This is a genomic window from Microbacterium meiriae (genome assembly GCF_040702565.1).
Taxonomy (GTDB): Bacteria; Actinomycetota; Actinomycetes; order Actinomycetales; family Microbacteriaceae; genus Microbacterium; species Microbacterium meiriae.
In genome coordinates this window covers 1,431,446-1,445,874 of sequence record NZ_JBFBLJ010000001.1, presented here as the reverse complement: position 1 = coordinate 1,445,874, position 14,429 = coordinate 1,431,446, and the positions used below count along the sequence as shown (strand labels likewise).

General features: G+C 69.7%; 15 protein-coding genes. All 15 read left to right on the top strand.

Annotated elements, in window-relative coordinates:
- The first annotated feature begins 6 nt into the window (after positions 1-6).
- The 15 genes from AB0310_RS07015 to AB0310_RS06945 all read left to right on the top strand — a co-directional run bounded on the left by AB0310_RS07015 (position 7) and on the right by AB0310_RS06945 (position 14,427).
- On the top strand, positions 7-1,419 hold the full coding sequence (locus AB0310_RS07015) for a UDP-N-acetylmuramoyl-tripeptide--D-alanyl-D-alanine ligase (protein ID WP_187661797.1): 1,413 nt from the start codon (positions 7-9) through the stop codon (positions 1,417-1,419).
- Positions 1,416-2,522 (top strand): phospho-N-acetylmuramoyl-pentapeptide-transferase, encoded by a 1,107-nt coding sequence (mraY, locus tag AB0310_RS07010; protein WP_025105090.1) that lies wholly within the window; start codon positions 1,416-1,418, stop codon positions 2,520-2,522. The genes AB0310_RS07015 and mraY overlap by 4 nt, the downstream gene beginning before the upstream one ends.
- Positions 2,512-4,047, top strand: a complete 1,536-nt coding sequence (murD, locus tag AB0310_RS07005) for a UDP-N-acetylmuramoyl-L-alanine--D-glutamate ligase (RefSeq protein ID WP_366236860.1) — start codon at positions 2,512-2,514, stop codon at positions 4,045-4,047. The genes mraY and murD overlap by 11 nt, the downstream gene beginning before the upstream one ends.
- The gene (ftsW, locus tag AB0310_RS07000) at positions 4,016-5,221 is read left to right on the top strand and encodes a putative lipid II flippase FtsW (RefSeq protein ID WP_187661795.1); all 1,206 of its coding nucleotides are present in this window, start codon (positions 4,016-4,018) and stop codon (positions 5,219-5,221) included. The genes murD and ftsW overlap by 32 nt, the downstream gene beginning before the upstream one ends.
- On the top strand, positions 5,218-6,294 hold the full coding sequence (locus AB0310_RS06995) for a UDP-N-acetylglucosamine--N-acetylmuramyl-(pentapeptide) pyrophosphoryl-undecaprenol N-acetylglucosamine transferase (RefSeq protein WP_187661794.1): 1,077 nt from the start codon (positions 5,218-5,220) through the stop codon (positions 6,292-6,294). Before ftsW ends, AB0310_RS06995 begins: the two co-directional genes overlap by 4 nt.
- A 42-nt stretch (positions 6,295-6,336) precedes the next feature.
- A complete protein-coding gene (gene murC, locus AB0310_RS06990; protein ID WP_366236859.1) occupies positions 6,337-7,737 on the top strand; it encodes a UDP-N-acetylmuramate--L-alanine ligase in 1,401 nt (466 codons plus the stop codon).
- Between the two features lie 3 nt (positions 7,738-7,740).
- Entirely contained in the window at positions 7,741-8,664 is a 924-nt protein-coding gene (locus tag AB0310_RS06985; RefSeq protein ID WP_187661792.1) for a cell division protein FtsQ/DivIB, read from the top strand.
- A 163-nt stretch (positions 8,665-8,827) separates the two neighbouring features.
- Positions 8,828-9,982 carry a cell division protein FtsZ gene (gene ftsZ, locus AB0310_RS06980; protein ID WP_366236858.1) on the top strand — a complete coding sequence of 385 codons (1,155 nt, stop codon included), beginning with the start codon at positions 8,828-8,830 and terminating at the stop codon, positions 9,980-9,982.
- A gap of 2 nt (positions 9,983-9,984) precedes the next feature.
- Entirely contained in the window at positions 9,985-10,686 is a 702-nt protein-coding gene (locus AB0310_RS06975) for a YggS family pyridoxal phosphate-dependent enzyme (RefSeq protein ID WP_366236929.1), read from the top strand.
- Positions 10,687-10,729: 43 nt separating this feature from the next.
- The gene (locus AB0310_RS06970; protein WP_187661790.1) at positions 10,730-11,203 is read left to right on the top strand and encodes a cell division protein SepF; all 474 of its coding nucleotides are present in this window, start codon (positions 10,730-10,732) and stop codon (positions 11,201-11,203) included.
- Between the two features lie 3 nt (positions 11,204-11,206).
- The gene (locus AB0310_RS06965) at positions 11,207-11,506 is read left to right on the top strand and encodes a YggT family protein (RefSeq protein WP_187661789.1); all 300 of its coding nucleotides are present in this window, start codon (positions 11,207-11,209) and stop codon (positions 11,504-11,506) included.
- A gap of 181 nt (positions 11,507-11,687) precedes the next feature.
- Positions 11,688-12,287: a DivIVA domain-containing protein gene (locus AB0310_RS06960; protein WP_187661788.1), complete on the top strand. Its 600-nt coding sequence runs from the start codon at positions 11,688-11,690 to the stop codon at positions 12,285-12,287.
- A gap of 9 nt (positions 12,288-12,296) precedes the next feature.
- A complete protein-coding gene (gene lspA, locus AB0310_RS06955) occupies positions 12,297-12,869 on the top strand; it encodes a signal peptidase II (RefSeq protein WP_283398736.1) in 573 nt (190 codons plus the stop codon).
- Positions 12,870-12,871: 2 nt separating this feature from the next.
- Positions 12,872-13,792, top strand: a complete 921-nt coding sequence (locus AB0310_RS06950) for an RluA family pseudouridine synthase (RefSeq protein ID WP_187661787.1) — start codon at positions 12,872-12,874, stop codon at positions 13,790-13,792.
- A 53-nt stretch (positions 13,793-13,845) separates the two neighbouring features.
- Positions 13,846-14,427: a GNAT family N-acetyltransferase gene (locus tag AB0310_RS06945; protein WP_187661786.1), complete on the top strand. Its 582-nt coding sequence runs from the start codon at positions 13,846-13,848 to the stop codon at positions 14,425-14,427.
- Positions 14,428-14,429 lie beyond the last annotated feature (2 nt).

Below are 14,429 nucleotides of genomic sequence, written 5' to 3'. Positions count from 1 at the left end.
GATGACATGATCGCCCTGACGCTCGCTGAGATCGCCGCCGCCATCGGTGGTGAACTGCGCGTGGCCGGAGAGCACACGCCGGAGACGGTGGTCGACGGGATCGTCGACACCGATTCGCGCACCATGGAGGCCGGGTCGATCTTCGTCGCCAAGCCCGGCGCCGAGACCGACGGGCACCGCTTCGTCGGTGCCGCCGCCGAAGCCGGTGCGGTCCTGGCGATCGTCGAGCACCCCGTCGACGTCGATGTCTCGCAGATCGTCGTGTCCGATGCCGTGGTCGCCCTCGGCGAGCTGGCGCGCGAGGTCGTGGCGCGCGTGCGCGCCGGGGGGAACCTGCGCATCGTCGGCATCACCGGCTCGAACGGCAAGACGACCACCAAGAACTTCCTCGCCCGCATCCTCGAGGACGAGGGCGAGACCGTCGCCCCGGTGAAGTCCTTCAACAACGAGGTCGGCGCCCCGGTGACGATGCTCCGCGTCACGCACGACACCCGATTCCTGGTGAGCGAGTTCGGGGCCGCCGCGCCGGGCAGCATCGCGCGGCTCGCCGGTCTCGTCGAGCCGGACCTGGTGGTCGTGCTGATGGTCGGCATGGCGCACGCGGGCGGCTTCGGCGGCATCGAGGCCACGGCGAAGGCCAAGTCCGAGCTCGTCGCCGCGGCCCGCGTGCCCGGCATCGCCGTGCTCAACGCGGACGACGCCCGGGTGTGGGCGATGCGCGAGCTCGCGGAGAGCCGCGGCCTCCGGGTCGTCGGCTTCGGCCAGTCGGCTGCGGCTGTCGTGCACGCGCGGGAGATCGAGGTCTCGGCCTCCGGCACGCAGTGCGTGATCGAGGTCGCAGGGGAGCGGCTGCCACTGCGCCTGCGCGTCCTCGGCGCCCACCACGTCAGCAACGCCCTCGCCGCGATCACCGCCGCCGTCGAGCTCGGCGTGGCCCCGGCCGATGCCGTCTCCCGGTTGGAGACCGTCGAGATCGCCGAGCGGTGGCGCATGCAGCCGCTGGGCAACGACCGCGTCCGCATCATCAACGACGCGTACAACGCCAGTCCCGACTCGATGGCGGCCGCCCTGCGGACCCTCGCCCAGATCACCGGCCCCGACGAGCGCACGGTCGCCGTCCTCGGCGCGATGAGCGAGCTCGGCGAGAGCGCAGGGGAGGAGCACGATCGCATCGGCCTCCTCGCCGTGCGTCTCAACATCCGACGCATCGTCGTCGTCGGCCCGGAGGCACGGCGGCTCTACCTCGCCGCCGTCGGCGAGGGGTCATGGGACAGCGAAGCCGTGCATCTGCCGGACCAGGACGCTGCGTTCGAGTACCTCCGTACCGAGCTGCGTGACGGAGACCGGGTCCTGGTGAAGTCGTCCAACTCCGTGGGCCTCCGGCATCTCGGCGATCGTCTGGGAGAATTGTTCTCGTGAGGTCCCTCATCATGGCGGCGGCCATCTCGCTCGCCTTCACTCTCTTCCTGACTCCCGTCTTCCTCCGGCTCTTCCGCAAGTGGGGCTGGGGGCAGGTCATCCGTACCCCGGAGGCTGCGGGCAACCCGAGCCACGAGGCGAAGCGCGGCACCCCGACCATGGGTGGTGTCATCTTCATCCTCGGCTCGATCGTGGGCTACTTCACCGGGGTCCTCGTCAGCGGCGAGACGCCGGCGCTGTCCGCCATCCTGGTGATCTGGCTCATGGTCGGCTTCGGTGTGGTCGGATTCATCGACGACTACATGAAGGTGCGCAGCCAGCGCAGCCTCGGGCTGTCAGGGTGGCGGAAGGTGATCGGTCAGCTCATCGTCGTGATCCCCTTCGGCATCGTGGCACTGAACTTCCCGAACAAGTGGGGGCAGACGCCGGCCAGTGCGTCGATCTCCCTCTTCCGGGACATCACCTGGCTGAACCTCTTCGCGTTCGGCGTCATCCTGGGCTGGATCCTCTACCTCGCCTGGATCTCGATCATCGGGGTCGCGACCTCCAACAGCGTCAACCTCACCGACGGCCTCGACGGCCTCGCCGCCGGCGCGGGCGTGATCGTCGTCGGCGCCTACAGCCTCATCGCGTTCTGGCAGTTCAAGCAGCCCTGCATCGGCGGTGATCCGGGCTCGCTCGGCGGCTGTTACGAGGTGCGCGACCCGTTCAACCTCGCCATCATCTCGGCCTCTTTCGCCGCCAGCCTCATCGGGTTCCTGTGGTGGAACGCGCCCAAGGCGAAGGTGTTCATGGGAGACGTGGGCTCGATGGCCATCGGTGGCGTCATCACCGCGATGGCGGTCATGACCCGCACCGAACTGCTGCTCCTCATCATCGCCGGCGTCTTCGTGCTTGCCTCCGGATCCGTGATCCTGCAGCGCGCCTACTTCAAGATCACCCGCGGCAAGCGGCTGTTCCTGATGAGCCCGTTCCACCACCACCTCGAGATGCGGGGCTGGTCGGAGGTCACCATCGTGGTGCGCATGTGGATCATCGCGGGTCTTCTCGCGGTGTCGGCCGTCGGGCTCTTCTACGTCGAATGGCTGACCCGTGTCGGCTGAGCGTCTGGCCGGGCTGACGAGCTGGCACGCCGACTGGAGCGGCCTGCGCGTCGCCGTCCTCGGCCTCTCCATGACCGGCTTCTCCGTGGCCGACACCCTCGCCGAGCTCGGTGCCGACGTCCTCGTGCTCAGCGAGTCCGCGGAGGAGGAGTACGCCCGCCTGCTCCCCGTCATCGGTGCCCGGTTGGAGCTCGGTCGGCTGGACGCCGTGCCCGAGGCGCTGAGGGCGTTCGGGCCCGAGGTCGTCATCGCGTCCCCTGGCTTCGCCCCGGCGCACCCGGTCATCCGTTGGGTTCAGGACGAGGGCATCGCGCTCTGGGGTGACGTCGAGCTCGCCTGGCGGGTGCGCGACAAGGTCCTCCGCGCGGACGGCACGCCGGCGGACTGGGTGCTCATCACCGGGACCAACGGCAAGACGACGACGACCCAGCTCACGGCGACGCTGCTCGTCGCCGGTGGCCTGCGCGCCGCACCGTGCGGCAACATCGGCGTCCCCGTGCTCGACGCGGTCCGCGACCCCGCCGGCTTCGACGTGCTCGTCGTCGAGCTCTCCAGCCACCAGCTCTGGTACCTCGGACTGTCGCGTTCGGAGGGGGAGCTGTTCCCGCACGCCGCAGTCTGCCTGAACCTCGCCGACGATCATCTCGTCTGGCACGGCAGCGCTCAGGCTTACCGGGACGCGAAGGCGCTGGTGTACCGCAACACGCGGGTCGCCTGCGTCTACAACAAGGCCGACGAGGCGACGCGCCGGATGGTCGAGGAGGCCGACGTCGTCGAGGGCGCCCGCGCCATCGGCTTCGATCTCGGCATCCCCGGCCCGAGCGATCTCGGCGTCGTGGAGGGGCTGCTCGTCGACCGGGCGTTCCTCGACGATCGAGCCCGCAGCGCCCTGGAACTGACCACGGTCGCCGACCTGGAGGCCGCAGGGCTGTCGGCACCGCACATCGTTCAGAACATCCTGGCCGCCAGTGCCCTCGCCCGTTCTCTCGGGGTCGAGCCCGAGGCCATCCACGGGGCGCTGCAGACCTTCCGCCTGGACGCGCACCGCATCGAGGTGGTCGCGCGCCACGCCGGCATCACCTGGGTCGACGACTCCAAGGCGACGAACCCGCACGCGGCCGCGTCGTCACTGCGCGCGTACCCCGGTGCGGTGTGGGTCGTCGGCGGTGATCTCAAGGGCGTCGACATCGCCGATCTCGTTGCGGACGCGGGCTCCACCGCGCGCGCGGCGGTCGTCATCGGAGCGGACCGCACAGCCGTCGTCGCGGCATTCGAGCGACACGCGCCGACGGTGCCGGTCTTCGAGGTCGAAGCTGGCGACACTGGACAGGTCATGAACCGCGTCGTGGAGATCGCGGCGGGGATCGTCGACGGGGAGGGCACTGTGCTCCTCGCTCCCGCCGCCGCGTCCTTCGACCAGTTCTCCAGCTATGCGGATCGCGGCCACCGCTTCGCCGAAGCGGTGCGGGAGTGGATCGATCGGGGGAGCGCCGATGACGCAGGTGGCTCGCCCTCCGCGGTCTGAGTCGGGTGGCCTCGCCGCGCGGGTCTCGCTCGGACGCCGGTTCACCCCGGTGTCGACCGAGTTCCTGCTGATCGCGTCGACCGCCCTGCTCCTGACGATCTTCGGTCTCGTGATGGTGCTGTCCGCGACGAGCGCGACGGCGGTGGCCAAGGCGCAGAACCCGTTGGACGGCGCTCTCCGGCAAGGTGTGTTCGCCCTGCTCGGTATCCCGATGATGTTCCTCATCAGCCGCTTCCCTGTGGCGTTCCTCAAGCGAATGGCCTGGCCGGCGCTGTTCGGAGCCATCGCCCTCCAGCTCCTCGTGTTCACACCGCTCGGCATCGCCGACGGCGGAAACCGGAACTGGATCCAGGTGGCGGGTTTCCAGATGCAGCCGTCCGAGTTCCTCAAGCTGGCCCTCGCCCTGTGGATCGCCGCGGTCCTGCTGCGCAAGCAGACCATGCTCGGGACCTGGCATCACGTCTTCATCCCCGTGATCCCGGTCGGGGCGCTGGCCATCGGCACCGTCCTCGCCGGCAAGGACCTCGGGACCGCGATGGTGATGGTCCTCATCCTGCTCGGCTGTCTCTTCTTCTCGGGCGTGAAGCTGCGCCTCTTCATCATCCCGATGATCCTGGGCGTGGTCGCGGTGCTCGCCTACGCGCTCTCCAGCGAGGACCGCATGCGTCGCATCACCGCGACGTGCGATGACATGGCGCTGTACTACACCGACTGCTACCAGTCGATCCATGGCATCTGGGGCATGGCCTCCGGCGGGATCTTCGGACTCGGCCTCGGCAACTCCCAGGAGAAGTACGGCTGGCTCCCCGCCGCGGGCAACGACTTCATCTTCGCGATCGTCGGCGAGGAGCTCGGGCTGATCGGCTGCATCGTCGTCCTCGCCCTGTTCACGTTCTTCACGGTCGGTGCGTTCCATGTGATCCGTAAGACGTCGGATCCCTTCATCCGCGTCGCCGCGGGGGGGATCACGGTCTGGATCGTCGGTCAGGCCGTCCTGAACGTCGGCGTCGTCATCGGCGTGTTCCCAGTGATGGGTGTGCCCCTGCCGTTCATGTCCCAGGGGGGAACGGCACTCTTCGCCGTGCTCGTCGCCTGCGGCGTCCTGCTGGCCTTCGCGCGGACCATCCCGGTCGCCGAGAAGCAGTCAGCCGAGCGGGGTAGGGTCGCGAGGTGACTTCGTACCTCCTCGCCGGCGGTGGCACCGCCGGCCATGTCAATCCGTTGCTCGCGGTCGCCGATGCGCTGCGTGAGCGTGACCCGTCGGCGACGATCCTCGTGCTCGGCACGGCGGAGGGCCTGGAGTCCCGTCTCGTCCCCGAGCGTGGTTACGAGCTGCTCATCGTCGACAAGGTGCCGTTCCCGCGGCGCCCGAACGCGCAGGCCGCCGCGTTCCCCGCGCGGTTCCGCCGGGCGATCGCCCAGGTGCGTGCGCACATCCGGCAGCACGGGATCGACATCGTGGTGGGCTTCGGCGGCTACGCCTCCGCACCCGCCTACGTCGCCGCGCGTCGCGAGCGCGTGCCCTTCGTCGTCCACGAGGCCAATGCGAAGCCCGGGCTGGCGAACGTGCTCGGTGCCCGTGCGGCCGCGGGTGTGGGAGTCGCGTTCGCCGGGACGCCGCTCCGCGGGAGCGAGGTGGTCGGCATGCCGCTGCGGCGCGAGGTCATCACGCTCGACCGGGCGGCTCGACGCGCCGAGGCCGCCGAGTACTTCGGGCTCGACGCCGATCGTCCTGTCCTTCTCGTCTTCGGCGGCTCGCTCGGAGCGCAGCGGTTGAACGACGCCCTGGCGGACTCCTGGCGCGACATCCTCGCCGCCGGTTGGCAGCTGCTGCATGTCACCGGGGAGCGCAGCGACCTGCCGGATCCCGGAGTGCCCGGGTACGCCCTCCGCCGGTACATCGACCGCATGGACCTCGCGTTCGCGCTGGCCGATCTCATCGTGTCGCGTTCGGGGTCGGCCACCGTGAGCGAGATCAGCGCGCTCGGGATTCCCGCGCTGTACGTGCCGTACTCGGTGGGCAACGGAGAGCAGCGGTTGAACGCAGGATCCGCCGTGGCCGCCGGTGCCGCTCAGCTCCTCGATGACGCGACCTTCGACGGCGATGCGGTCCGACGTATCGTGGTGCCGCTGCTCGGCGACCGTGACCGCATCCGGCGGATGGCGGAGGCGGCGGAGACCGCGGGCACCCGCACCGGCACCGAGAACGTCGTCGCGATGATCGACCGTGCCCTCGGTGCGGCATGACGCCGCCGTCCGGACGAGAACGAAAAGTAGACTGAAGCGGACATGATCAGACCCGACCTCTCCCTCCCCATCCCCGACACGATCACCTCCGCGCACTTCATCGGCATCGGTGGATCCGGGATGAGCGGACTCGCGAAGATGTTCCTCGACGCGGGCATCCGCGTCTCCGGCAGCGACCGCGCCGACAGCGACAACCTACGGGCGCTGGCCGCCGCGGGGGCGACCGTCCACGTCGGTCATGACGCCGCCCACCTCGGCGACGCCGACACGGTCGTGCACACCGGTGCCATCTGGCCGGAGAACCCCGAGTTCGTCACCGCCAAGGAGCGCGGCCTCCACGTCATCCACCGCTCTCAGGCCCTGCACTGGCTGATCGGCACCCGACGCCTCGTCTCGGTGGCCGGCGCCCACGGCAAGACCACCTCGACGGGCATGATCGTCACGGCTCTGCGCGCGCTCGGCGCCGATCCGCACTTCGTCAACGGCGGCGTGATCGAGCAGCTCGGCACCTCCAGCGCGACCGGGAACGGCGACCTCTTCGTCATCGAGGCCGACGAGTCGGACGGGACCTTCCTCCTCTACGACACCGCGGTCGCGCTCATCACGAACGTCGACCCCGATCATCTCGATCACTACGGCTCCGATGAGGCCTTCCACGACGCCTTCGTGCGTTTCGCGGACGCGGCATCCGAGGCGGTCGTCATCTCCAGCGACGACCCCGGCGCGCTCCGCGTGCTGGCCGGGTTGTCGCACCCGCGCATCCTCACGTTCGGGCAGGGCGAGGACGCCGACGTCCGCGTCAGCGAGATCGTCACTTCGGGCCCCGTCGCCGCCGCCGTCTCGCACGGCGGCGAGACCGAGCGCATGCAGCTCGCGGTCCCCGGCGTGCACAACGCGATCAACGCGACCGGCGCCGTCGCCGTCCTCCTCGCGCTCGGCTATTCGCTCCGCGACGCCGTACGTGCCGTCGAGGGCTTCGCGGGGACGATCCGTCGTCTCGAGCGCCACGGCGAGGAGCGCGGGGTCACCGTCTACGACGACTACTCGCACCACCCGACCGAGGTGCGTGCGGCGCTCGAGGCCATGCGCAGCATCGCCGGGTCCGGCCGGCTGATCGCCATCCAGCAGCCGCACACGTATTCGCGGACGCAGCACATGTACCAGGAGTTCGCAGACGTCCTGGAGGAGCTCGCCGACCACACCGTGATGCTGGACGTCTACGGTGCCAGGGAGGACCCGGTGCCCGGCGTGACCGGCGAGCTGGTGAGCGGGGCGTTCGACGACCCGTCCCGAGTGCACTTCGTCGCCGACTGGCAGGAAGCGGCCGACTACACGGCGTCTGTCGCGAAGGACGGCGACTTCGTCGTGACTCTCGGCTGCGGCAACGTCTACCAGATCATCCCGCAGGTGCTGGAGTCGCTGCGCCGGACCCACGGGGCGTAGCCCATGCGCCGGCCGCCCCCGCTCCCGAGCGCTCCGGACACTCCGGGGGAGACGGACGTCGCCTCCGAGCGGATCCTCCGCCGGCGTCCCGCGCCTCAGGCGGCTCCGGACGAGGGTGCCGTCGCCGCGCCCGTCGAGCCCGACGACGCGGAGACGGAGGAGGAAGCGGGCCCCCGTTCCTCGATGGACGTCTGGCGCGCGGCACGCGCCCGCCGCAAGGCGCTCAGGGCGGAGATCCGTCGGTTCACCCACCGATCGCGGCGGCGCCGCATCGTCTGGCTGAGCGCTGTGGGGGCCGTCGTGCTGCTGATCGGGGGGAGTGTCGCTGCCGCTTACAGCCCGCTCTTCGCCGTGCAGCGCATCACGGTCACCGGCACCACGACGATCGATCCCGCGGTGATCGAGGGGGCCCTGGCGGATCAGCTCGGGACGCCCCTCGCCCTGGTCGACACGAGCGAGGTCAAGGCGGCGCTGCTGACGTTCCCGCTCATCGAGACCTATGCCCTGGAGGCTCGACCGCCGCACGATCTGACCGTGCGCATCGTGGAGCGCACGCCGATCGGGGTCGTCGAGTCGGGTGCCGGCTTCACTCTCGTGGATGCCGCAGGTGTCGCCCTATCGACGACGGCGGAACGCCCGGCAGGGCAGCCGCTGGTGGAGGTCGAGGGGGGAATGGACTCGCCGGCGTTCCGCAGCGCGGGACTCGTGGTCCGCGCTCTCCCTGCCGACATCCGCAGTGCGCTCACCGGCGTCCGCGCCTCGACGGCGGACGACGTGACCTTGACGCTCGACTCGGGCCTCACGGTCGTGTGGGGGAGCCAGGAGGACTCCGGGTTGAAGGCGCTCGCGCTCTCCGCCGCGCTCGTGAAGAACCCCGATGCCTCGTCGATCGACGTCACCTCACCCGACGTCGCGGTGGTCGGCTGATCTGTTTCGACGGGAATGGCGCGACACGCCCATGTCGCTGCGCGCGCAGGGGCAGGCGGCGCTTACCTTCGATCTGAGAGAACGCAATACCGGGAAATACTTTACACCTCTAGTTGAGGTTTAAGGTTCACCCCTTCCAGGCTCTACTAATCGGAGGCCGGCCATGAGCCAGAACCAGAACTACCTCGCCGTGATCAAGGTCGTCGGCGTCGGCGGTGGCGGCGTCAACGCCGTCAACCGCATGATCGAGCTCGGTCTCCGCGGAGTCGAGTTCATCGCCGTCAACACCGACGCCCAGGCGCTGCTCATGAGCGACGCCGACGTCAAGCTCGACGTGGGCCGTGAGCTCACCCGCGGGCTCGGCGCCGGAGCGGACCCGGAGGTGGGCCGCCGCGCGGCCGAGGACCACGCGGAGGAGATCGAGCAGGCGCTGACCGGCGCCGACATGGTCTTCGTCACCGCGGGTGAGGGCGGCGGCACGGGAACCGGCGGTGCCCCGGTGGTCGCCCGTATCGCGAAGTCGATCGGTGCCCTGACCATCGGTGTCGTCACGAAGCCGTTCTCCTTCGAAGGTCGCCGCCGCCAGAGCCAGGCCGAGGCAGGCGTCGCGAAGCTGAAGGAAGAGGTCGACACCCTCATCGTCGTCCCGAACGACCGTCTGCTCGAGATCAGCGACCGCGGCATCTCGATGATCGAGGCGTTCGCGACCGCCGACCAGGTGCTCCTCGCCGGTGTGCAGGGCATCACGGACCTCATCACGACCCCTGGCCTCATCAACCTCGACTTCGCCGACGTGAAGTCGGTCATGCAGGGAGCAGGGTCCGCGCTGATGGGCATCGGGTCGGCGCGCGGCGCCGACCGCGCGATCAAGGCCGCCGAGCTCGCCGTCGAGTCACCACTGCTCGAGGCCTCGATCGAGGGTGCGCACGGTGTGCTGCTGTCGATCCAGGGTGGCTCGAACCTCGGCATCTTCGAGATCCACGATGCAGCTGACCTCGTCAAGGAGGCTGCGCACCCGGAGGCCAACATCATCTTCGGTACCGTGATCGACGACACGCTGGGCGACGAGGTCCGAGTGACGGTCATCGCCGCCGGCTTCGATGGCGGCGAGCCCTCGCTGCGGCTGGACCCGATGGTCGTCTCGCGTCCTTCGACCGCGTCGCTTCCCGAGGTGGCGCTGTCGGAGACCACCGAGCCCGCGACGGAGAAGAGCGCGCCGGAGCCCTCCGCGGCGCCGTCGGCGCCTCGCACCCCCGCGACGAGCATCGAGCCGGCCTTCGCCGACGACGACATCGACATCCCCGAATTCCTGAAGTGACGATGCCGGTCGGCGCTTCGGCGCCATCGGACCTGGCCGCGCGGCTGTCGGCGATCGACGAGAGGATCGCCGACGCCGCGCGTGCCGCCGGTCGTTCGCCGGCGGAGATCACCCGGGTCGTCGTCACGAAGTTCCACCCCGCCTCCCTGGTGCGCGATCTGCACGCCCTCGGAGTGCACGCGGTGGGGGAGAACCGACAGCAGGAGCTCACCGCCAAGGAGACCGAGCTCGCCGGTCTCGACCTCGAGTGGCACTTCATCGGACAGGGCCAGACGAACAAGGCCTCCGCGATCAGGCGGAGTGCCGACGTGGTCCACTCCGTCGACCGTGACCGCTTCGCCGACGCCCTCCACCGAGCCGCCGTGGACGACGACGTGCTCGACGTGCTCGTGCAGGTGAATCTGACGGAGGACGAAGGGCGCGGAGGCGTCGCCCCGTCCTCCACGGTGGCGTTGGCCGAGCACGTGCTCACCCTGCCCTCACTGCGCCTCCGCGGCGTCATGGCGGTGGCTCCTCTCGATGAGGAGCCCACGGCCGCCTTCGACCGCCTGCGGCGGATCGCCGACGACGTGCGATCGGTCGCCCCCGAGGCGACCTGGATCTCCGCCGGGATGACCGGCGATTTCGCCGAGGCGATCGCCGCCGGCGCGACACACCTGCGGATCGGTTCCGCAATCACGGGCCCGCGCCCCGCCCGGGGCTAACCTGTGACAAGACCAGCCCGAAACGTTCGAACCGGAGGACACGATGGGTAACCCGCTGAAGAAGACCATGGTGTATCTCGGCCTCGCCGATGAGGAAGAGGTCTACGAGGAGGAGACGCCGGCGCCCGCCCGTGCCCAGCGCGAGCGTGAGCGTGACCGCGAAGAGCCGGCTCCGGCTCCCGTCACGCCGCTCCGTCGTCCCGTCGCCGTCCGCCAGCCCGCAGCAGGAGCCGTGAACGAGATCCTCACCGTCCACCCGAAGCAGTACCGCGACGCCCAGCTGATCGCGGAGAGCTTCCGCGAGGGCGTCCCGGTCATCATCAACCTCTCCCAGATGAGCGACGCCGATGCGCGCCGCCTCATCGACTTCGCGAGCGGTCTCTCCCTCGGCCTCTACGGTCGCATCGAGCGGGTGACCTCGAAGGTCTTCCTGCTGTCGCCGGAGAACATCGCGGTGTCGGGTCACGGGGGCATCGCGCACGCAGACGCCGAGTCTGCGGGCTTCGACCACTCCTAGACCGTGCAGCTGGTCTCGGTCCTCGCCAGCATCGTCCATCTGATGCTGTTGGTGTACATCCTCGTGCTCTTCGCGCGGCTCATCCTCGACTACATCCCGATGTTCAATCGGGAGTGGCGTCCGAAGGGTTTCGGCCTCGTGGCCGCTGAAGCGGTCTACACCGTCACGGATCCGCCCATCCGGTTCTTCCGGCGGATCATCCCTCCGCTGCGCATCGGCCAGCTGTCGCTGGATTTCGGCTTCGCGCTGACCCTGCTGGTCGTGCTGATCCTGATGAACATCGTCCGGTTGTTCATCCGCTGACCACCCCGCGTGTCGCGCCCGGGAACCGCCGCGAGTTGTCCGAGCCTGGGTGTCGTGGCATCGCGACGCCAAGGCTCGGGGGCTATGCTGGCACCCAGGTGCGCGCCCCGGGTTCGCGCCACATCACGAACACGCCATACATCGGTACTGGCAATCGAACTCATCGAAAGAGGAGCCACCCATGGCACTTACCCCGGATGACGTCGTCACCAAGCAGTTCCAGCACGTCCGCTTCAAGGACGGCTTCGACCCGGACGAGGTCGACGACTTCCTCGACGAGATCGTCATCGAGTGGCGCAAGGCCCTCGAGGAGAACGCCGAGCTGAAGGCGAAGCTCGCCGCGTACGAGTCGGGTTCCACCCCTGCTCCCGCCGCTGCCGAGCCGGCTGCCGCCACTCCCGCTCCGGCCCCCGCGGTCGAGGCACCCGCCGCCGACGCCGCACCGACCGGCTCCGCGACCGCCACCGCCGGCATCATCGAGCTCGCGCAGCGTCTGCACGACGAGCACGTCGCCGAGGGTGAGGCGAAGCGCAACCAGCTCATCTCCGAGGCCGAGGCCGAGGTCGCCCGCATCCGCACGGAGGCCGAGGCGAAGCAGCGCGAGGAGACCGCACGTCTCGAGCGCGAGCGCAACACGCTGGAGGCCCGCATCACCGAGCTGCGCAACTTCGAGCGCGACTACCGCTCGCAGCTCCGCGGCTACATCGAGGGCCAGCTCCGCGAGCTCGACGAGAAGTCGGCGTCCACGGACTCCACCCCGGTCTCCGCGATCGGCCTGTAGGGCGTCCTCTTGTCAGGACGTCGTCCCCTTCGTCGGTCGGCGGCCGGTGCGATCGTTGCGATTCTCGCAGCGGTCGTGCTGGCCGCCGATCAGTTTGTGAAGTACCTCACGATCGAGAACCTGCCGCTGCACGAGGCGGTCCCGGTTCTCGGAGAGTTCCTGCAGCTCTACTACGTGCGCAATCCCGGCGCGGCGTTCTCCCTCGGCTCCGGCGTGACCTGGATCTTCACTATCGCTCTCGCGGTGGTGGCGGGTGTCATCGTCTGGAAGGCGTTCGGGCTGCGTTCGCGCCTCTGGGCGGTCGTCCTCGGCTGCCTGCTCGGCGGCGTGCTGGGCAATCTGTCGGACCGACTGTTCCGCGAGCCCGGTTTCCCCGTCGGCCACGTGGTCGACATGATCTCGATGCCGTGGATGATGCCGGCCATCTTCAACGTCGCCGACATCTTCATCGTCACCGGGATGATCTCGGTCGCCTTGCTCGTCGTGTTCGGACTGCGCTTCGACGGCACGCGGGAGAAGGACCACGCCCCGGTCGAGACCGACGAGGACGCCGAGGCGGCCGCCGCGTCCGAGGGGCGCTGAGCGTGGAGTCCCGGTCGCTGCCCGTCCCGGACGGGCTCGACGGCACGCGCGTCGACGCCGCCCTCGCCAAGCTCCTCGGGTTCTCGCGGACCTTCGCGGCCGAGGTGGCCGGGTCGGGCGGCGTCCGCCTGGACGGCGTCACCCTCGACAAGTCGGACCGCCTGCGTGGCGGTGCCTGGCTCGACGTCGAGTGGGAGCCGAAGGAAGGGCCGAAGATCGTCCCGATCGCGGTGCCCGAGCTCGGCATCGTGTACGACGACGACGACATCGTCGTCGTCGACAAGCCGACCGGCGTCGCCGCCCATCCCTCGCTCGGGTGGGAGGGCCCCACGGTCGTCGGTGCTCTCGCCGCCGCCGGGTTCCGCGTCGCCACGAGCGGCGCGCCGGAGCGTCAAGGCGTCGTGCACCGGCTGGACGTGGGGACGAGCGGGCTCATGGTCGTCGCCAAGAGCGAGGCCGCCTACACCGCGCTGAAGAGGGCGTTCAAGGAGCGCACGGTCGAGAAGATCTATCACGCGGTGGTGCAGGGGCATCCGGACCCGCTCGTGGGTACGATCGACGCCCCGATCGGTCGGCACCCGAATCACTCCTGGAAGTTCGCGGTCGTCCCGGACGGCAAGCCCTCCGTGACGCACTACGAGACCCTCGAGGCGTTCCCCGGTGCCTCCCTGCTCGAGATCCACCTGGAGACGGGCCGCACCCACCAGATCCGCGTGCACATGGCCGCGCACCGCCACCCGTGTGTCGGCGATCCGCTGTACGGTGCCGACCCGACGCTGTCCGCCCGGCTCGGTCTCACCCGGCAGTGGCTGCACGCGCATCAGCTCGCCTTCGCGCATCCGACGACGGGGGACTGGGTGCAGTTCACCTCGCCCTATCCGGACGACTTCCAGCACGCACTGGACGTGCTCCGCGGAGAATAGGTCCCGCGGAGCGTCGCTTCCGCGGTGTCGGTGGTCTCCGCCACACTGACCGCATGAGCATCGTGGTGCGTCCGGCGACGGTCTTCGATGACGTCGCGGCGGTGGTGGGACCGAAGAAGCCGACGTCGAACGTCTGCTTCTGTCTGAGCTACCGGATCGGCAACAAGGAGAACGTCTCCCTGCGCGGTCCCGCGCGTGCCGACCGGGTGCGCGAGCTCTGCCACCAGGATCCCCCTCCCGGTGTGCTCGCCTACCTCGACGACGAGCCGGTCGGCTGGGCGGCGCTGCACCCTCGACGCGACACGAGCTTCGCGCGCAACCGCCTCATCCCGCACCTCGACGACCTCGACGTGTGGTCGCTGTGGTGCTTCCGAGTCCGGCCGGGGCACCGCAAGCAGGGCGTGTCGCATGCGCTCATCGAGGGAGCCGTCGCCTACGCCAGAGAGCGCGGCGCCCCCGCCGTCGAGGGGTATCCGGTCGACAACGCCGGGGCGAAGGTGAACCTGACGATGGCGTACGTGGGCACGCGGCGTCTCTTCGAGAGCGCGGGATTCCGCAAGGTCGCGGACACGGGCTCGGTGCTCGACGGGTTCCCCCGCGTGCTCATGCGGCTGGACCTCCGCGAGGACGCGTGAAC